Source organism: Fannyhessea sp. C0108B2 (genome assembly GCF_056583915.1).
In genome coordinates this window covers 154,292-173,055 of sequence record NZ_JBWPJQ010000003.1, presented here as the reverse complement: position 1 = coordinate 173,055, position 18,764 = coordinate 154,292, and the positions used below count along the sequence as shown (strand labels likewise).

Sequence of the window (18,764 nt, the reverse complement as noted above, 5' to 3'; positions counted from 1 at the left end):
ACTATGATCAATATTCGCCCAGTTTCCGATTTAAGAAATAAATTCCCAGAAGTAGAAGAAATAGTTATAAATTCAAATACACCAGTATTCCTTACAAAAAACGGTTATGGAACTATGGTTCTCATGAGCATCAAACAATACTCTGCCCTCACTGACGACGTTGAAAGCAAACTCGACGAAGCAGATACTTTTGCCGCAAACACTTCTACGCGTCTTTCTAAAGACGAGGTCTTTGATAGCGCAAGGAGCAGGATTAATGAACACGAACGCCTATAAATTAACCTTTCTACCGCTATTCAAAGAAGATTTATTAGAAACAGTTGGCTATATAACCAATACACTGCAAAATCCAAAAGCTGCTCACAGACTTGTTGACGATATAGAATTAGCAATCGATAAACGACTTAAATCACCCCTCTTATTTGCTCCTTACTAATCATCAACAACACGAGCACATCCTTATTACAGGATTAACGTACGCAACTTTTCTGTTTTTTACGTTGTCGCGGGCGACACTATGGAAGTGCGAAGGCCTCTATATTCAAAACGAAATATTGACGCCCTACTGGAATAACTATTCCTAATAACTATCATTATTATGCGAGTGACCATTGAAAAAGCTATCGCAAAAAGGTTTAATCGTCATTTATAACCTTTTCAATATCTCTTTTCCCATAAAGCACACGAGAAACAGTAACTTCGTGTTTTTCTTCAAAAACAAAATAAAGAATAAGAAAATTATCACACAACATGACGCGAAGACCTCGAGTTTTCCAAGGTTCAAAGCTCACTAAACGATGTCGTGCGGGAAACTCACCAAGGCTCAATATCGCCTGTTCTAACCTGCTTATTTGTCCTTGAGCATTTTTCGGCGACAAGAGATTGAACGTAATATAGGCATAGATACCCCGTAGGTCTGCTTCAGCCTCGTGTGAAATAGACACCGTGTAACTCATAGGTTAAATTCCTTATGCAAGTACTCAAAAACCTCGTCTGCAGGATTTACATTCCCCGATAGTATGGACTGATATCCTTTTTCCAATTCTGCGTTTAAAGTGTCCTTGCTCATTGAGCCTATATCAAGCGGCTTACTGTAGCCTAGTTTTACATCAAAAGGAAGCCCCCGCTGCAAAACTATCTGCTTATAAAACATGGTAATAGCACTCGAAGGAGAAAGACCCAAAGAATTTAATATATACTCTGCCTGCTCTTTTAGCTTTGGGTCTATCCGAGTATACAAGTTAGCTGTTTTTGCCATATATTCACCCCTTGTTTCTTACGATGATTATACAACATTGTATTGGCATTGCATGCGCATTAGTAAATACAGGCTATAAGAAAAACCCGACCTCATGCAAGATCGGGTTTTAGCAATAACACTAAGTAATGGCAAATACTATTCGTATGCCTACTCTGCCAATGCTTTTTTAGCAACTGCAGCCAAGTCAGCAAAGTTAAATTTTCAAATTCTTATTGTTTAATATTCCCCCAAACATTGTATGATACATATCCTTAGATGATTCTTCTATCTTGGTAATACTTGATATTTTATTTCCTGCATCCTTTGATGATGCTCCACAAAGATAAAAGGCTTCATTTTCTGTCCCATAGTCTATTGCAATATACCTATCGTGATACCTTTTGCCTGCAATCTTCATTTTTAAGTTGATGTTAGGGTAATCTCTTCTAAAATCGTTTAGGATATTTTTTGTAAGCATATCTTTATTTCTGACATTGTCGCTAAATATAATGACTTCAACATTATCTTTTGCAGCTCTTAAAAGTTCCAATGTTTTAAGTCCTATATAGTTATCTATAACATAAATGCTTTTCTTTGCAGACTTATATATTTTAGTATAGGCAACATCCGCTTCAATTTTATCTCCATTCATCAAAAGAAAATGCTTGTAAGTGTCCGGATCTATAAAATTATCCATCACCTTTTTCAAATCTTTTTTTGTAGCCATTTGCGACTTTATTTCAGCTATATCCTTTGTATTCTCATTTGTCTGTACTGCTATTTGCACTAATTCTTTTGAGCTAATAAAATCTTGATTTTCGATTATAAAGTCTTTCATCTGCTTAAACATTCGTATTAAAGCCTTACTTTGCCTAACAGCAAGTTCTCCTTTTAATACGGTCATAAGCATATAGATTCCCTGTTCTGTAAAGGCATAAGGCATATATCTTCTACCACCTGAACCTTCATCTGATTTTGAGGTCAAAATTTTTGACCTCAAAAATTCCCATTCATCTTTTGTAAGTTGAAATCTAAAATCTTCATCAAATTTTTCTATGTTATTCTTGACTTGCTGATTAAATGTTTTTGTTTCATATCCATATATTTCAGCAAGTTCAAAATCAAGCATAACCTTTTGATTTCTTATATAGTAAATCTTACTTTTCATTGTAGTTTCATCTATCACTACAATTTCTCTGTTTTCTTCTGCCATGAAATAAACCTCCCCCTTAATTTCAGACTTAAATCTAACACTAAGTAAAACACAGGCATTGCTTGACTTCAAAAGTTATGAGAACATCCAGGAATGCTAAAATTGCACTGAGAAAATGTAAAACGTCTTATTACTAAATCAAACAATTTAGATAAATTGATAAAAACGTGCTACTAACTCGTGTAACCTCAAGTGTTCTACTTACTTGTATAATCAACCAAGCAAAGACCACGCTCTCAACATATGCATGCAAAGCCATAAGACAAAATTATGTCATTGTCTATTTGTTCCACAATAATTTGTGTACTCCCTACAAAAGTACTGATCGGTTTTTACTCTATACCAAAACAGATAGACAAAAACGCTATAAGAAAAACCCGACCTCATGCAAGATCGGGTTTTAGCAATACACTTAATAATGGCAATACGATATGTATGCCTACTCTGCCAATGCTTTTTTAGCAACTGCAGCCAAGTCAGCAAAGCCTTGTTCGTCCTCGCAGGCAATTTGAGCCAAAACTTTACGGTCGAGCTCAACGCCAGCAACTTTAAGACCATGCATAAAAGTGCTGTAAGAAAGATCATTCAAGCGAGCAGCAGCATTAATGCGCTGAATCCAAAGACCACGAATCTCCCGCTTTTTATTACGACGATCGCGATATGCATACTGAAGAGAATGCTGAACTTGCTCTTTCATACCGCGGAAGGTACGAGAGCCTACTCCGTAATAACCCTTTGAGCGCTCTACGAGTGTTTGACGCTTTTTACGACCTGCAACTGCGCGTTTTACACGTGCCATATCTCATCAACTCCTTAAGAAATTTTCTTCAAAAGACGCATGTGCGTCAAACTAATTGCCCATACGTTGTGATACAACTTGAGCATCTGCACTAGAAACAAGAGTTTCTTTACGGAAACCGCGAATACGCTTTTGAGACTTCTTGGTTAAGATGTGGCTCTTGAATGCTTTAGCACGCATGATTTTTCCGGTTCCTGTACGGCGAAAACGTTTTGCCGAACCTTTGTGAGTTTTCATCTTAGGCATAACTAGCTCTCCTTTTACTACTCTTCGCTCTTCTCAACCTGCGTTTGGTCTTGACGCGGCGCTTTCTCATCAAAAGCACCCTTAATGGGAGCAACAAGCATGTGCATATTGCGTCCCTCCATTTTTGGCTTTGCCTCTACCGTTGCATACGGTTTTAAATCGGCAGCCAAGCGGTCCAAAACGTTTTGTCCCTGTTCGGGATGCGCCATTTCACGACCGCGGAACATGATAGTAATCTTGACACGCGCTCCTTTTTTCAAAAAGCGCATAACATGATTCTTCTTGGTGGTGTAGTCGCCCACATCAATTTTTGGACGAAACTTCATCTCTTTGACCTCAATTTTAACCTGCTTTTTACGAGCAAGCTTTGCTTTGCGGTCTTGATCGTACTTAAATTTGCGATAGTCCATCACTTTACATACAGGAGGCTCTGCTCCTGGTGCAATCTCTACTAAATCGAGATTTTGTTCATCGGCGATCCGCTGAGCATCACGGACACCAAACAAACCTAACTGAGAACCATCAACACCGATAAGACGACAAGTACGTGCTGTAATTTCGTCATTAATGCGAGTTGCGTCGTTCTTGGCTATCTTCTACACCTTCCTTTCACATAACCTAAACCTTAGGTAACGCCACATATGGAGCATAACAACAGCTGTCGGCATAAAAAAACCCGACACAAAAGGTCAGGCATAATTATCATACATAACGTGTATCATATTTGCTTGACCTGATAGCTACATTGAGCGCCATAAGGTGAGAGCCGTAACAGCTCCGCTTTATCTTTGCTTACAATACGCTTCTACATGCTTGTTTTCAAGCTTTTTACTAAAAAACAGGCGAAATCATAATCTAAACATACTGAAAAGCATACGTGGTGCCCGAGGTGAGACTCGAACTCACACTCTGTTGCCAGAAATGGATTTTGAATCCATCGCGTCTGCCAATTCCACCACTCGGGCACGTTTGCAACACCACTTGATAGGTGCGTGTAAAAATATAGCACATCACAGGCTTTTGGCAAAGGTTATTTTTTGCTTATTATATGTGCAAGTTCACATACAAGCTATTTACCAGCATTTATGACGTGTATTGTTGCAAAAATGGATTATGTTCAAGTTCTTTGTACATCCGTGATGGATCGCCGTGCCCAGGGAAAATATGCGAATTAGGATCAAGCTCGCGAACGATACGCTTTAAACTTTGCTGCATTAAACGATCGTCACCACCTAGCAAATCGGTACGTCCAATACTTCCCTTAAAAAGAGTATCTCCTGTAAACACCAAACCTTGAGCCTTACCTTGACCGATAATAATAACACTTCCGGGCGTATGACCTGGTACCGACATGATCTTAAACGACGCAGCACCCAAATCAAGTACCATTGAGTCTTCGAGATAAAAATCAGCATGCGGTGCATTTGCTTCGTAGGTATATCCAAGCTCATCGGGTCCTTGTGCCGATAAAGCGCGATCTTCATCGGCGGCGGCAATGCCATAGCGTGCACCCGTAAGACGGCGGAGCTGTGCCACACCACCTACATGGTCGTTATGCCCATGAGTTGCAAGGATATAGCGAATGTGCAACTCTTGAGGTAAATGTTGGGCAATAGCTGTCCCCTGATCTCCAGCATCGATAATAAGTCCTACATGTTCACCATTGTCAATGGACTCGTATAAATAGCAGTTAGTGCATAAAGGACCAACGATAAAACCTTGAAGCTCTTCTAAAGGCTCGGGCATCTGAGCGGATGAATCAGACGCGGACGCGTGGGAATTAGGCGTATCTTCCATAATAAAGTACCTCTTATCTTAAGGATGTGAGCACGCACAACAACACCTGTATGCGCGCGCAGCTTACCAAACAACGACTTTTGCACGAAAATGTTGTAACCAAACGCTAGCTAGGGTAACGCGCTGCAATAACGCGCCTCGCCAAAACAACACACCTCTTACAACATGCGCTTCATTTCGTTTCCTCCTTCACCCGGAAGAATACGACGCGCGTCAAAAACAGCTTGTACACGTTTTACACTTGCAAAGAGCGCAGGCAAACGTGAGGCGTCAGAAATTGCCAGCAAAAAGCGCATCCTCACCAATCCATGAGATGAGGTTTGCGTTGCTGCAGATAAAATATTACTTCCTGCATCGCATAAACTTGAAGTAATATCCTTGAGCAACCCCATACGATCGGTTGCTTCAACCACAATTTCAACTTGAAACTCTGTTGCGCCCGTTGTATCCCATGCAACTTCTATCATGCGCTCGGGATGAGCGTCCAGCCCTTTTTTATTAGGACACGAGCAACGATGAACAGAGACGCCACGTCCACGCGTTACAAAGCCCACGATCTCGTCACCAGCCACAGGATTGCAACAATGCGCAAGATGTACCAATAAATCGGGATCGCCCTTAACAACAACGCCGCAGTTTGCCTGCTTGCGTTTTTTACGATATTGCTCAAATTTTTGTACCGCAAGCGGCAAATCTTGTTCGATAGCAATTTTTTGTTCAGCGTGTTTGGCAACAACTTGGGCATGAACAGCATCGGTGCCTTCGATAGCAATTTCGATTTTATTAGCAACTTGTTTGGTAGAAATTTTTCCCGTTCCAAGTGCTGCTAACAAATCTTCTACGCGCACAAAATCAAACTGGCTCACCACGTCTTCCAGTGCTTTGGTAACACGCAATGTTGAAATGCCGTAGCCTTTTTTACGCAGCTCATGAGCCAAATCCACACGACCTGCTTCGGCATCATCGGTGCGTGACAATGCAGAAAAGTACTTTCGTACTTTAGCTTTTGCAGAAGGAGTTACTACAATATTGAGCCAGTCATGGCTAGGTTTTGCGTTTTTATTGGTAAGCACTTCAATGCGGTCGCCGTTGCGCAAACGATACGTAAGCGGCACAACCGATCCGTTAACTTTTGCACCTACGCAATGATTTCCCACTTCTGTATGTACCGAGTAGGCAAAGTCCAGAGGCGTTGAATCTCGACGCAAGCTTACAACCTCGCCTTTTGGCGTAAATACAAAGATTTCGTCCTCAAAGAGATCAAGCCGCAAGTTGTGCATAAATTCATGCGGATCTTCTAGGTCTTCATCAACTGCCCAGTCGAGGCTTCGGCGAATCCAGTTTATCTGCGAATCAATTTCTTCTTCATCGCGCGACATTTTACCCGTACTGCTACCGTTTTTCTTGTACAGCCAATGTGCCGCGATACCATATTCTGCCTGGTCGTGCATTTCAAACGTTCTAATTTGGATCTCAATAGGACGCGCGTCTACACCCACAACTGTTGTATGAAGCGAACGGTATCCATTAGGCTTAGGCATAGCAATATAGTCTTTAAACCTACCAGGCAAAGGATGCCAGATTGTGTGGACTGCACCAAGCGCTAAATAACAGTCGCCCACCGATTTGGTAAGCACACGAATGGCAACGAGGTCATAAATATCATTAAAGCTTTTATCTTTTCTTAGCATTTTTTGATAAATTGACCACAGATGTTTTGGACGACCTTGAATCTGAAAATCACTTATACCAACTTTGTGTAATTCTTGTTCAAGCATATGGATTGTACTGGTAATATTTTGTTCACGTTGCGCACGTGTTTCTTGCACCATAAGTGCAACATGCTCATATTCATCGTGTTCAAGATACAAAAATGCTAAATCTTCGAGCTCCCACTTAATAGAGCTGATACCGAGCCTATCCGCCAAAGGCGCATAAACATCCATAGTTTCGCGCGCTTTAAAGTTTCGACGATGGGGCGGAAGCGCAGCAAGCGTACGCATATTGTGCAAACGGTCGGCAAGTTTGATGATGATAACGCGAATGTCTTTAGACATTGCCAAAAACATTTTACGCAGGTTAAGAGCTTGTTTTTCGTCCATTGAACTCACTTCAATGGAGGTGAGTTTAGTTACACCGTCTACCAGATCCATAACGGTCTCGCCAAAAAGATTGCGTATGTCATCGAGCGTTGCAGACGTATCTTCAACCGTGTCATGCAAAAGCGCAGCACAAATGGAGTCTTCGTCCATATGCAAGTCTTTTGCCAAAATAAAGGCAACTTCTACAGGATGGTTAATGTAAGGTTCACCTGATTGGCGCATTTGCTTTTTATGGTAAGTAGAAGCAAAATCATACGCTTCGTCTAAACGTTTAACCGCTTCAAAACCTAAATAATGCGCACAAATCGAACGAAGCGGACGCCAATTGTCGGCTTGCGGAACACCAGCTTTTCTTACATACGGCTCTAGCTGCCCCTCATTTGACCCAGGCGCATCCGCATGACTTAGTTGCGCTGGATCCTGCTTGTTATTCTTAACATTATTCATGAGCAACTCTTTCGTCTATAATGTTCCCAAATGCAGGAAGGATAGGTTTTTGAACACGAGCGAGCATCTCGGCGCGCGTTGCCGCGTGTGCCCACGCGCTCATTTGATCAAACTCTTCCCACATACGCAAGCCTTCAACATAGCGTATCGACTTCTCAAGCATAACAGGAATCGTGGATAAAGTGTCTGATAAATCAAAGATATCAGCATGATTAAAAGTAAGTGTTACACGCTGTAGGGCAACATCGGCTTGAGAAAGAGTATGCGCGTTGTAATCAATAAGCTTCAATTCTTTAAAAATCTGCAAAGCAGCTTCGATGGTAGGCACACTATATGCAGGTGCATGCCCCTTTTCTTTTTGTGCGCGAGCGTGAAGTACTTCGTTTGTGCGCTCTGTACGAGCGCACTCAGAATCGGATTTTTCACATGCGACTGAACAACAAGATGCACCATGTGAACGGGAAATATCACAGCAAGTTGTGGCGTCTTGTACGTCTTTAAGCAAAACAGTTACAGTGGCTACGGTAGCGTCCTCATCGTGGGAGTCTTTGGGCAATACCTTAGAAGCCGCCCCTTTTCGCGCGGTTTGCACAAGTGCTGTATAAATGCACTGCAAATCATCTGCACAAGGAGCAGTTGTAGACAAGATATATCGTGCAGAAGCAATATCGTGTTTGGTGTAGAGAGCATAAATTTCAGATGGTTTATGATCTCTTCCAGCGCGCCCACTCATCTGATTAAAATCGTGCGCAGTAAAGGGCATATTATACAGAACAACACGGCGAATATCAGAAATATTAACTCCCTCGCCAAAAGCACTGGTAGCTATAACTGCAATAAGATCACCTGCACGAAAAGCCGTTTGCACTTGTACGCGCACATCTCGCGATAAACCAGCATGATAAAACGCAATTTGTGGTGCAAATTCAGGTAGACGATGACGCAAAATATGCACAAGCTGCAAAGCTTTTATACGGGAATTAACATACACAACAGTTTTTTCGCCGTCGGCAATAAGGTTAACCAATATCTCGTCACGATTGTTGGCGTTGCGTCTATCAATAATATCTAAATTGGAGCGCTGGGAATCGTCCAAAATAACATGCTGTGCACGTATGTGTGCAAGTCGTAAAATCTCACGGGCACAATCGGTAGAAACCGTTGCGCTGACTGCCAAAGTAACGGGATTACCAAGCACGTCAAGTACCTGCGGCATGCAACTATAAGCACTACGCGTGCCACGCTTTGCTTCAGCCATATGATGAGCTTCATCAAACACAACAAAAGCAGTAGTACCTGCAAACTCGTGCGCGTGAAGTGCCAAAAACTCGGGCGTGGTCATTACAATATCGCAGGTTCCATCTTTAATATGTTGATAGATCTCTAAACGCTTTGACTGGGGCGTTTCTCCGTTAAGTACGCAAACGCGCACGCCAAATTTTGAGCACACATCACTTATATGATAGCTTTGATCGTTTACAAGGGCGCGCAACGGATACACAAAAATGCTTAAACCCTTACGTTTAATTGCACACATACATGCAAACAGCTGAAAAATCAAAGATTTTCCTCGACCGGTTGCCATAACGCACAAACAGTTGTTGTTGTGCCTAAGCATGTTAAGCGCATATGCTTGAACAGGCAGGAGCGCATGGTCACCGATGAGTTGTGTCCGCAAAAAGTTTTCAAGCTCATCATCAGTTTTTTGCTCAAGTTCGCGTCTCAATGCCAGCGACTCATGATTAAGCTCACTATCAAGCTCTCTTTGAGGAAGGCTCAGCCGAGAAAACGCACAGGTATCGCAATGTGCATGTTTGGTATCCTGTTTGCGCACAATAATATCTTTAATCATGAGCTTAGGCTTAACGCGACCTTGCCAAACCTCATTAACAGGGTTAAAGACAATATCACAGGTGTCGTGTAACGACATAAGATTTTGAATATGAGATGCCTTAAAAACAATGGACGAGAGGCGCACTTTGTGCTGCTGTGCAACAAAGCGCATATGATTATTATGAGCGCCAACACGCATTTTATTGCGCATTTCAATGTTGTGAGCTGCAAAAATTGGACGCTCGTTGCCCGATCCAAAAGGTTGCAACATTTCTAAAGAATCAAGATCTGATACGGTAATTTCGGACAAATCAACTGGTATAACCAGTTCACGTGGTGCATACAACGCCGAGGCAGGCAAAGCGTCGATCGTGCGTTCAACGTGTTGGATTATGGTAGGAAGAATATCAGGCGAACACGTAAATCCTACTGCTGCAGCATGTCCACCAAAACGAATAAGCTGCGATCCAAACCTCTCAACAACGTCAAAAAGATTAACGTTGCCAACGCTTCTTCCCGAACATTTTGCACTACCTTGGGCAATTGAGCACGCAAACGCGGGCAATTCATAAGCACGCGCAAGACGAGAAGCCACAATGCCTATAACGCCTTCATTCCATTGCGAACTTGAAACAAATATTACATGTTTTTGCTGCTTAACCACATCTTTTGCCTGTTCAAATGCTTCATCGCAAGCCTTTTTCTCAAGATTTCTACGGCAAATATTTAATTCTTCAAGCTCATTTGCATACGTATATGCTTCACTTAAACTTTGTGCCTGCAACAAATTATATGCTGTTTGAACACGATCAAGCCTTCCTGCAGCGTTAAGGCGTGGAATCAAAGAACTTGCGAGCTCCTCGGGCATCGTGGCATGAATATCAATTCCGCACACACGAGCAAGAGCACTTAAGCCCAAACGGCTTGACGCACGAATACAACGAATACCTTCGGTAACTAAAGCGCGATTTTCTGGGGTAAGCTTTACACGATCGGAAATAGTTCCAAGCGTTGCCACATCAAGATAATCTTTCCATAGATAAGGCTTACCGTATGCAGCACCAAGCACATCAACAAGCTTAAGCGCAACACCTGCGCCAGCAAGTTCGAATGATGCGCACGATGGGTTAAGCTTTGGATTTGCGGTGGGAACCACGGGAAGCGTTTGCGAAGTGGGTTCGTGGTGGTCGGTAATAACCACATCTACACCATGCTGAATACTATATAAGCACTGCTCATGTGCATCAATACCGTTATCAACGGTAATAATAAGATTGGGGTTATACGCCGCTACAAGACGGTCAAACGCAGCCTTAGAAAGGCTATAGCCCTCATGAACGCGGCTTGGAATAAACGGATACACGCATGCGCCAAGCGTTTTAAGTGCATCGGTTAAGAGTGCTGTTGCACATATACCGTCTACATCAAAATCACCAAACACCACAATACGCTCATGTGAATCAAGCGCATGCTGAACGCGGTCTGCCACGGCTGCTAAACCTGGAATAAAGAGCGGATTTACCCAATCACGTTCAAGCGAAGCAGTTAAAAAGCGTTCGATCTGTTCTTGTGTAGTATAGCCGCGCGATACCAAAACACGCGCAACAAGCCGAGGCAATCTGCACGTGTTTATAAGCTTATCTTCAAGCTCAAGATCTCTGGATAACAGTTGCCAGCGATTATGTTGCGTTGAACCAATCATAAGGCTCTCAACTAACGATTACGAGCTACACTGTTAAGTTCGTCGTGATTAAGCTGTTGCGTATGACTTGCATATTTTTGCTCGATACGAGCCCAACGCTTTTCGCGAGTTTTCCAAATAGCTAACAACGGAGAAGCAACTCCAAAACTTGACCATGTACCCAAAATTTCTCCGATGAGCATAGCAAGCGCAAAGTCTTTAAGCGTTTGACCGCCAAGAACAAGCATAATTGCAACTGGTACCACAGAGGTGATCGTGGTGTTAATAGTACGAACAAATACTTCGTTAATTGAGAAATTACAAATTTCATAATAGGTATGATGAATACCATCGTGAAGATGTTTGGCGTTTTCGTCCATACGGTTAAATTCCACAACCGTATCGTAGAGCGAATATCCCATAATGGTCAAAAGTGCAGCTACCACGTTAGGCGTAATAGGCGTTTGAGTCCATGCATAAATTCCCAGAGTAATTACAAGGTCGTGAATAAGCGCGATAACTGCGGTAATAGACATTTTGAACTCGTAACGAATTGAAACGTACACAATAATCAAAACAATTGCGATACAAAATGCAAAAGCAGACGCGCGCGTGATATCTTGACCCCAGTCAGGACCGATCGTAGTAACGGTATACGAATCGTCGGCAAGACCCAAGCTTTTTGCAGCAGCAGCAGCGTGAGCATTTGCAACTTCGGGGTTTGTGGTGTCAGAGCGCACCAAAAATCCTTGTGCTGCATCAGAAACACTGGTTTGAACAACAGGATCATTCTCCCCTGCTTGAAGCAGAGCGTCACGCATAGCAGCTATTGTTATAGAGCCCGTATCGTGAAAATCAATGGTAGTTCCGCCTTGAAATTCAATACCAAACACCAGGCCTTTAAGAACTAAACCTACAACAGCTAACACTACCAACACGCTTGAAATGCTTAAGAACACACGACGGTGAGGGATAAAACTGATTTCTTTTCTAAAATGACTACGCATGCTCAACACCTCCTTTTTGAGCAAGCTCGTCTCGTTTGCGCTGCGCCTCGTCTACATCTTGTGAAACACCCCAGAAACGAGGATGCTTTTCAATGGCGTGAAGCGCAAGTAAACGTAAAGCCGGAGCTTTAAAGAAAAACATGGTGGCAATATCACACACAATACCTAAGGCAAGTGTGAGACCAAAACCTTTAACGGCACCAACTGCTACAAAGAAAAGCGAAAGCGCCGTAACCATGGTAACAGCATCGGCATCTAAAGACGTCATAATTCCGTGCTTTGAACCCGAAACAGCCGCGTCTTTAATACGTTTGCCCATACGAATCTCTTCGCGGAAACGTTCAAGAACCAAAATAGAGGAATCGGCAGCCGATCCTGTAGTTAATACAATACCAGCAAGCCCAGGCAACGTAAGCGCAAACGCACCAAAGTGAGAAAGCAGTGCTAAAAGCCCTAAATACAACACGGCAAAGACTGCCAAAGAGCCCATCGTAAGCAAGCCAAGCGCACGATAAAAGATAAACAGGTAAATAATAACAGCCACGGCTCCAACAGCAATTGCAAAAATGCCTTGATGCAGCGAATCTTGACCAAGCGTTGGGCCAACAACTCTACTTTCTGAATAGCTAAGCTTAACGGGAAGTGAACCACTATCAAGCACGGTCTTAAGGTCTTTTGCCTGCTGAAGCGTAAAGTTTCCTGTAATTGAAACCTGACCGCCGTTGATCTCATTTTGAACCGCAGGGGCTGAATATACTTTTCCATCCAAGGTGATTGCAATGCGACCCTTGGTGGGTGCCAGCTCGCGCGTAACATCAGCAAATTGCTTTGAACCCTCATCGTCTAAGGAGATATTAACAGCGTAGCCACCTTTTGCATTTTGCGTGCTTTGTTCTACCGATGTTTTTACAATGTGAGAACCGTCCAAAAATGAGGTATACGTATTATCTTCAAGTTCTACACCTTCGGTACCTGCTTGAAGTTTAAGCAATGCATCAGCGTCACCAATATCGTCTAAACGAACAAACTGCAGATTACCCGTTTGTCCAATAGTTTTAATAGCAGCTTTTGCATCGGTTGCGCCTGGAATTTGAACCAAAATAGACGTTGCACCTTGTTGCTGCACCGTTGTTTCTGAAGCGCCCAACGCATTCACACGCTTTTGAATAATATTGGTAGCAATTTGCATTTCCTCGGCCGAAGGAGTTGATCCATCGGGGCGCGAAGCGGTCATAATAACCGATACACCGCCTTGAATATCAAGACCCTTTGTGATTTTCTCACCAAGAGGTGTAAAACCAATAATGGCAACTACCAGCACAATTACCAACAATACCAAAGAAGAAATCCAACGGCGTTGATGAGGCGTTATACGCATTTTACGCGAGGAATTTCTTCTATGCTGAGATGCGCCGCGCGATATGTCCTGACCATTCCATCGTGCAAACCCCGAATGTTCTTGACGAGGTTTTATGTCTTTTATCATAGTAGTCTCTTTCGTAATCTTTGAGTACTCACACAAAATTATGTAAAGATATACAACGAAACTTAATTATAAACAAAAGTAGCTTAAATCTTATTGCAAACAAACGGAAAATAAATATATAACCACATAGGCTCACGTACACTTCGCCTGTCACACGCAAACACATAAGTTGTGTTACTCAGCAGGATAACTCTTGCAGCACTCGTCCCATTGATCGTAGGTATACAGCAACTCGTGCATACGAGCCTGAGGATCTTCATGAGACAAAATATCTGTCACCAAAGCTGTGGCACGATTAGCTCCATAGGTATTAACATGCTCAACATCATAAAAATGTTTCAGAGAGAGACGATATTTGTTGTTTTTAACAAGATTAAGATCGATGTAAAACGAACCATACGTTTCGGCAATTTTCTCCAACGGTTTCATCATCGTAGGATAGTTTCCCTTATCGCCCGTAAACGTAAAGCTTGGATACGGAGTTATCACAGTTATAAGCTCGATATTATTTTCTTTACAGTACTTACAGATATCTTCATATGTTTTCATATGAGTATCGGATAACGTGCCAAACGGAAATGGCAAACCAGAGTTTTTATTGAACGACTTTTGAGTATTATTGTAATTACCGTAACCCTTGCCATAATAATGCCAGGTACAATAGCGCGCTACTGAATCGGCAATACGATCAGATGAAATAAGACGCTGCATAAGATTATAGAGAGGCTCGGCATCTTGGCGCACGTGATAACCCCATATAACAGGATAGTTAAGCGAATCGCGCTTGCCAAAATACTGTGGATCAAAAATGGTATTGCACATATCACGAAGATAATACGCAACCGACATGTCACTCACATAGCCCGTAGTAAAGATAGCGTGTCGTTTAAGATCCCGCTCGTTAGGATCATCGCAAAGCGTTTCGTGACGAAGACCTAAAATAACACGCGAAATACCTCGTGTTTCATGCGCTTTTTTAATAGCATGAAAACTATCGTGTAAACTTTGATACGGAACTGCAATGTTATACGTGGTATAGCCAAGTTTATCATCCAAAATATTAGGATTAATCGTACGTTCAGCATAAGAAGAGCCCGTTACAATGGTATCTACATAAGGTGCCTTATCAAAAGCTTCCCATGAAATAAGCGACCACGAAGAATACGGGATATATGCACATAGTAAAACAAAATTAATAAGACAAAAGACCACCATAAAGATAAGCGCTGCTATACAACGCCGAATAAAACGCTGCTTAAACGAAGGCGAAGACTTCTTGGACGGATCATTTTTTGAGGAGACACACATAACCTGCGAATGGTCTCTCTCAGTATGCATGTGATGTTTAGTAATTTGCATACATGAACCCTCCGTGATTTGAGCATAAATAACTTGCATATACTAAAACGATAAAAACAACGATATAAACAGCGTAACGCGCAAGGTGATGACGTCCATCAAAGAATGCAAGGGTATTTGTGCCGCGTTCGTTAATGAAGCTAACCACAAATACCACACAACACATAAGAGCGCTCATAATAATACACATTATCTTATCCTGATGGATTCCTATGGTGCGTAAGGTTGCTACAAAGTCTTGTGCGCGAAACGAAAATATGGTGTTGTAAAGACAAGTAAACGAGGCTTGTACATCAAAGATACGGTCGAAGTACCAGCCAATGTTTACCACGATAAAGCAGCGAATAACCGAGAACACATGGTAGCTGCGAGTTTTTTGGTTAATGTGCAACAGATGTGCTAAGCCTTGGGTAAGAGGTTTTGCAATATCTGATGTGGCAATTACAAGACCGTTATAGAGTCCCCACCAGATAAAGTGTGCATCAGCACCATGCCAAACTCCTACGAGTAAGAATACAAAGATATTGGCAAGGGCTGCAGGAAGGGTTTTCCCTAAGTGAGAAGAAATGTGTGTTTTTACACACTTGCCTAAAGCTTTCATGGGACGGGTAAGCGCTAAAGGATAAAATACGTAGTCTTTCATCCAAAGACCTAAAGAGATATGCCAGCGTCTCCAGAAATCAGCCAGTGAAATAGAAAAATAAGGACGACGGAAGTTTGCTTGCATAGGAATGCCTAAAAACTCAGAAGTGGCTTCTACCATATCGATACCACCTGAGAAGTCGGCATATTGCTGAGCAGAATAAAGCAAAATACCAAAGACGATAACAGAGCCTGGAAGAGAGGCAGGCTTATAGTCGAAGATATATGAGATGGAGTCTACTAAAAGATCTGCCATAACGTACTTTTTAAGAGCACCATAGCAAAACAGTACTGATGCACGCCCAAAGTGTGTATCAGAAGCTGCGTGATAGCTAAAAAGATGAGGTGCTAGTTTATCAAAGCGGTTAATGGGGCCTTGAATAAGTTGAGGGAAGTAGATGAGATAGCATGCAAGCTTACATGGATTTTGTTCTGGTGTGTACTTTTGGTTATAGATATCAAAGACGTATGAGAGTGCTTGGAAGGTATAAAAGGAAATACCTAAAGGAAGCAAAAGCCCTAAGCTTTTAGTAGAAGGAGCAAGACTTAGTGCATAGAGAATGGTATTCCAGTATTTAAGGTAGCATAAGCATCCTGCAATAAGCATAAGAGCTGCTATCAATACAAGCTGCTTGATACGAGCAACTTTATGCTTAAATGCCTTTTTGTCTGCTCTATTGGTGATGGTGTGCAAGCGCTTTTTGCTTGAGGAATCAATTTTGTTAAGTGATAAGGTTGCGATATAGGTAAGCACCAAAGTAAATGCAACATAGACAATGGTATCTATATTGGTAACAAGTGCATAAAAGATAAGCGAAAAGATAAGGATAACTACCCATTGGAAGCGCTTAAAGATATATCCTACTGCGTAGTAGGTTATGCACAAAAGTGCACAAAAGCATACGAACATTAAAGAGTAGAATTCCACGAGCTAACCTAACACACCAATAGGGACAAAATTTAAGCTTTCAACAATCGAGCTAATGATAATCAATTGACATCTTTCGTTCCAAATCATCACAGCTACACCATAATGCACAACGATACACCACACAATTTTGATACAGCATAGGTATTTATTCCCCATGGCTCATGTGATAATTTTGCATACGCCCATCTTGAGCCGTTGGATATTGCATCCATGTATCAAGAAATGCCTTATAGCGTCCTTCAATAATGGCTTGACGCGCCTGCCTCATACAGTCCAGCAGAAAATAAATGTTATGCATAGACAATAAGATTGCTGCGTTCATTTCGTGCTGACGAACCAAATGGTTGAGGTAGCTACGCGTATATCCTTCGCTACAAACTGGACACGTACAAAGCTCATCTAAGGGTACATGTGCATGAATGTGAGCAGCGTTTTTAAGATTGAGCCTACCTTCATGAGAAAAAGCAGTACCCATACGCGCGGTTCTCGTTGGTAACACACAATCGAACATATCAACACCACATGCAACTGCACGTACCAGTGTTGTTGGATTGCCCACTCCCATCAAATAGCGAGGTTTATGACGTGGCATATATTCAGCTGCCAAAGGCGCCAGCGATTCAAACATTGTTTCGTGATCTTCGCCTACCGAATATCCACCAATGCCATATCCAGGGAAATCGGCAATAGACTCAAGACGCTCAATGCTTAGTTTTCTAAGGTCTAAATTCATGCCACCTTGAACAATACCAAAAAGCGCTTGGTCCTTCTTGGTATGAGCCTCAAAGCAACGCTGTGCCCATGCGCTAGATAGGTCAACGGCACGACGAACATACGCATCACTTGCAGGATAACCAGGACACTGATCAAGCTGCATCACGATGTCTGCGCCCAACTTTTGAGCAATTTCCATATTTTTTTCGGGTGTCCAAAACACATATGACCCGTCATAGTCAACAACCTTAAAGCGCACGCCTTCATCAGAAAGCTTTACGAATTCTGAGTGACTAAATACTTGAAAGCCGCCCGAATCGGTAAGAATAGGCTTATTCCAATGCATAAATGTGTGTAAGCCGCCTGCCTCGGCTATGAGGTCTTCGCCAGGCCTCATAGCAAGGTGATATGTATTTGCAAGAATGATTTTTGCACCAAGATCGCTAACGGTTTGGGGGAGCAGCCCTTTTACGGTAGCTTTTGTACCAACGGGCATAAAAATAGGGGTAGGAATATCACCATGCGGTGTATGAAACACTCCTGCGCGCGCATGTGTTGTAGGGTCTTCGGCAATAATATCGTAGGTAAACCATTTTGACGAATCGCAGGTATCTGAAGACGATATGGGCATACAAGCTCCTTGTGGTGACAAACATGTTAAAAAACGGGCACTTCAATATTTACACAAAATATTGTATATAAACTTAAAATGAAAAAAGCAACAATTTAAACAAAACAAAAATTGAGGCACCACACAAAGGGTACCTCAATCAAAATATCGCGTATAAAATCGCTGTTGTGTGCACATGTTTCATGTAACAGACACCTTAGTGCCTGCCGCACCGTGCAACATCTGCCTTAACTGCAGACACAAACAAACGAATAATTACTCGCTAAAAAGTTGCTCACTGCCATCTTTAATCTCGAGAAGAGCTTTGAGAGCATCTTGCTCGTCTGCACCGTCACAAGTAATCTCTACCTTAGTACCAGTGCCCAAACCTGCAGCAAGGATCATCATAATAGACTTAGCGTTTACAGGAGCTGTACCTTTGTCAACGTTGGCAATGCGAACATCGCACTCAAAACCTTTTGCAACCTGAACGAATTGTGAAGCAGGACGCGCGTGAAGACCGGTTGCGCTTGCAATAGTAACTTGCTTGGAAAGCATAATGCACTCCTTTTTTTCTCGTAGAGTAGATACATAATCTCTCATAACCTTTTCAAGTAAAAATCATACTACCAAACATCTTTTGTGTATGTAGAGAAA

17 protein-coding genes and 1 tRNA gene are annotated in these 18,764 nt (G+C 42.2%); 2 read left to right on the top strand and 16 right to left on the bottom strand.

Translation table 11 applies throughout. The features are described from left to right. Positions 1 to 3 precede the first annotated feature (3 nt). Positions 4 to 276, top strand: coding sequence for a type II toxin-antitoxin system Phd/YefM family antitoxin (locus AC1DBT_RS02745; RefSeq protein ID WP_480018481.1), 273 nt, complete (start codon positions 4 to 6; stop codon positions 274 to 276). After that, complete coding sequence (locus AC1DBT_RS02740; protein WP_480018480.1) at positions 257 to 436, top strand: hypothetical protein; 180 nt, start codon at positions 257 to 259, stop codon at positions 434 to 436. Before AC1DBT_RS02745 ends, AC1DBT_RS02740 begins: the two co-directional genes overlap by 20 nt. Positions 437 to 635: 199 nt before the next feature. Here the strand turns inward: AC1DBT_RS02740 and AC1DBT_RS02735 are convergent, their stop codons facing one another. The 16 genes from AC1DBT_RS02735 to AC1DBT_RS02660 form a co-directional block, all read right to left on the bottom strand. Continuing rightward, a complete protein-coding gene (locus AC1DBT_RS02735) occupies positions 636 to 956 on the bottom strand; it encodes a type II toxin-antitoxin system RelE/ParE family toxin (RefSeq protein ID WP_480018479.1) in 321 nt (106 codons plus the stop codon). Next, the gene (locus tag AC1DBT_RS02730; protein ID WP_480018478.1) at positions 953 to 1,258 is read right to left on the bottom strand and encodes a type II toxin-antitoxin system RelB/DinJ family antitoxin; all 306 of its coding nucleotides are present in this window, start codon (positions 1,256 to 1,258) and stop codon (positions 953 to 955) included. The genes AC1DBT_RS02735 and AC1DBT_RS02730 overlap by 4 nt, the downstream gene beginning before the upstream one ends. A 196-nt stretch (positions 1,259 to 1,454) precedes the next feature. After that, positions 1,455 to 2,453, bottom strand: a complete 999-nt coding sequence (locus AC1DBT_RS02725) for an ORF6N domain-containing protein (RefSeq protein WP_480018477.1) — start codon at positions 2,451 to 2,453, stop codon at positions 1,455 to 1,457. Between the two features lie 439 nt (positions 2,454 to 2,892). Continuing rightward, positions 2,893 to 3,252 carry a 50S ribosomal protein L20 gene (rplT, locus tag AC1DBT_RS02720; protein ID WP_006303444.1) on the bottom strand — a complete coding sequence of 120 codons (360 nt, stop codon included), beginning with the start codon at positions 3,250 to 3,252 and terminating at the stop codon, positions 2,893 to 2,895. A 51-nt stretch (positions 3,253 to 3,303) separates the two neighbouring features. Then, positions 3,304 to 3,498, bottom strand: a complete 195-nt coding sequence (gene rpmI, locus AC1DBT_RS02715) for a 50S ribosomal protein L35 (RefSeq protein ID WP_006303445.1) — start codon at positions 3,496 to 3,498, stop codon at positions 3,304 to 3,306. 17 nt (positions 3,499 to 3,515) lie between these two features. Beyond that, positions 3,516 to 4,091, bottom strand: coding sequence for a translation initiation factor IF-3 (infC, locus tag AC1DBT_RS02710; RefSeq protein ID WP_480018488.1), 576 nt, complete (start codon positions 4,089 to 4,091; stop codon positions 3,516 to 3,518). Between the two features lie 285 nt (positions 4,092 to 4,376). Next, positions 4,377 to 4,463, bottom strand: a tRNA-Leu gene (locus tag AC1DBT_RS02705). A gap of 118 nt (positions 4,464 to 4,581) precedes the next feature. Then, positions 4,582 to 5,295, bottom strand: coding sequence for an MBL fold metallo-hydrolase (locus AC1DBT_RS02700; RefSeq protein ID WP_311436681.1), 714 nt, complete (start codon positions 5,293 to 5,295; stop codon positions 4,582 to 4,584). A gap of 158 nt (positions 5,296 to 5,453) precedes the next feature. Next, on the bottom strand, positions 5,454 to 7,844 hold the full coding sequence (locus AC1DBT_RS02695; RefSeq protein WP_480018476.1) for a RelA/SpoT family protein: 2,391 nt from the start codon (positions 7,842 to 7,844) through the stop codon (positions 5,454 to 5,456). Next, on the bottom strand, positions 7,837 to 11,379 hold the full coding sequence (gene recJ / locus AC1DBT_RS02690; RefSeq protein ID WP_480018475.1) for a single-stranded-DNA-specific exonuclease RecJ: 3,543 nt from the start codon (positions 11,377 to 11,379) through the stop codon (positions 7,837 to 7,839). The genes AC1DBT_RS02695 and recJ overlap by 8 nt, the downstream gene beginning before the upstream one ends. Before the next feature lie 11 nt (positions 11,380 to 11,390). After that, positions 11,391 to 12,365: a protein translocase subunit SecF gene (gene secF, locus AC1DBT_RS02685; RefSeq protein ID WP_006303450.1), complete on the bottom strand. Its 975-nt coding sequence runs from the start codon at positions 12,363 to 12,365 to the stop codon at positions 11,391 to 11,393. Continuing rightward, entirely contained in the window at positions 12,358 to 13,851 is a 1,494-nt protein-coding gene (gene secD / locus AC1DBT_RS02680) for a protein translocase subunit SecD (protein WP_480018474.1), read from the bottom strand. Before secD ends, secF begins: the two co-directional genes overlap by 8 nt. 174 nt (positions 13,852 to 14,025) lie before the next feature. Next, positions 14,026 to 15,210 (bottom strand): hypothetical protein, encoded by a 1,185-nt coding sequence (locus tag AC1DBT_RS02675; RefSeq protein WP_480018473.1) that lies wholly within the window; start codon positions 15,208 to 15,210, stop codon positions 14,026 to 14,028. Further along, a complete protein-coding gene (locus tag AC1DBT_RS02670; RefSeq protein ID WP_480018472.1) occupies positions 15,197 to 16,780 on the bottom strand; it encodes an MBOAT family O-acyltransferase in 1,584 nt (527 codons plus the stop codon). Before AC1DBT_RS02670 ends, AC1DBT_RS02675 begins: the two co-directional genes overlap by 14 nt. 148 nt (positions 16,781 to 16,928) lie before the next feature. After that, positions 16,929 to 18,128: a tRNA guanosine(34) transglycosylase Tgt gene (tgt, locus tag AC1DBT_RS02665; RefSeq protein WP_480018471.1), complete on the bottom strand. Its 1,200-nt coding sequence runs from the start codon at positions 18,126 to 18,128 to the stop codon at positions 16,929 to 16,931. A gap of 255 nt (positions 18,129 to 18,383) precedes the next feature. After that, positions 18,384 to 18,665: an HPr family phosphocarrier protein gene (locus AC1DBT_RS02660; protein ID WP_303869373.1), complete on the bottom strand. Its 282-nt coding sequence runs from the start codon at positions 18,663 to 18,665 to the stop codon at positions 18,384 to 18,386. Between the last annotated feature and the right edge of the window lie 99 nt (positions 18,666 to 18,764).

Excerpts from the sequence above, each read along its gene's own strand:
- AC1DBT_RS02745 (WP_480018481.1), top strand. The coding sequence starts at position 4 with ATGATCAATATTCGCCCAGTTTCCGATTTAAGAAATAAATTCCCAGAA.
- AC1DBT_RS02740 (WP_480018480.1), top strand. The coding sequence starts at position 257 with ATGAACACGAACGCCTATAAATTAACCTTTCTACCGCTATTCAAAGAA.
- AC1DBT_RS02735 (WP_480018479.1), bottom strand. The coding sequence starts at position 956 with ATGAGTTACACGGTGTCTATTTCACACGAGGCTGAAGCAGACCTACGG.
- AC1DBT_RS02730 (WP_480018478.1), bottom strand. The coding sequence starts at position 1,258 with ATGGCAAAAACAGCTAACTTGTATACTCGGATAGACCCAAAGCTAAAA.
- AC1DBT_RS02725 (WP_480018477.1), bottom strand. The coding sequence starts at position 2,453 with ATGGCAGAAGAAAACAGAGAAATTGTAGTGATAGATGAAACTACAATG.
- rplT (WP_006303444.1), bottom strand. The coding sequence starts at position 3,252 with ATGGCACGTGTAAAACGCGCAGTTGCAGGTCGTAAAAAGCGTCAAACA.
- rpmI (WP_006303445.1), bottom strand. The coding sequence starts at position 3,498 with ATGCCTAAGATGAAAACTCACAAAGGTTCGGCAAAACGTTTTCGCCGT.
- AC1DBT_RS02700 (WP_311436681.1), bottom strand. The coding sequence starts at position 5,295 with ATGGAAGATACGCCTAATTCCCACGCGTCCGCGTCTGATTCATCCGCT.
- AC1DBT_RS02695 (WP_480018476.1), bottom strand. The coding sequence starts at position 7,844 with ATGAATAATGTTAAGAATAACAAGCAGGATCCAGCGCAACTAAGTCAT.
- recJ (WP_480018475.1), bottom strand. The coding sequence starts at position 11,379 with ATGATTGGTTCAACGCAACATAATCGCTGGCAACTGTTATCCAGAGAT.
- secF (WP_006303450.1), bottom strand. The coding sequence starts at position 12,365 with ATGCGTAGTCATTTTAGAAAAGAAATCAGTTTTATCCCTCACCGTCGT.
- secD (WP_480018474.1), bottom strand. The coding sequence starts at position 13,851 with ATGATAAAAGACATAAAACCTCGTCAAGAACATTCGGGGTTTGCACGA.
- AC1DBT_RS02675 (WP_480018473.1), bottom strand. The coding sequence starts at position 15,210 with ATGCAAATTACTAAACATCACATGCATACTGAGAGAGACCATTCGCAG.
- tgt (WP_480018471.1), bottom strand. The coding sequence starts at position 18,128 with ATGCCCATATCGTCTTCAGATACCTGCGATTCGTCAAAATGGTTTACC.
- AC1DBT_RS02660 (WP_303869373.1), bottom strand. The coding sequence starts at position 18,665 with ATGCTTTCCAAGCAAGTTACTATTGCAAGCGCAACCGGTCTTCACGCG.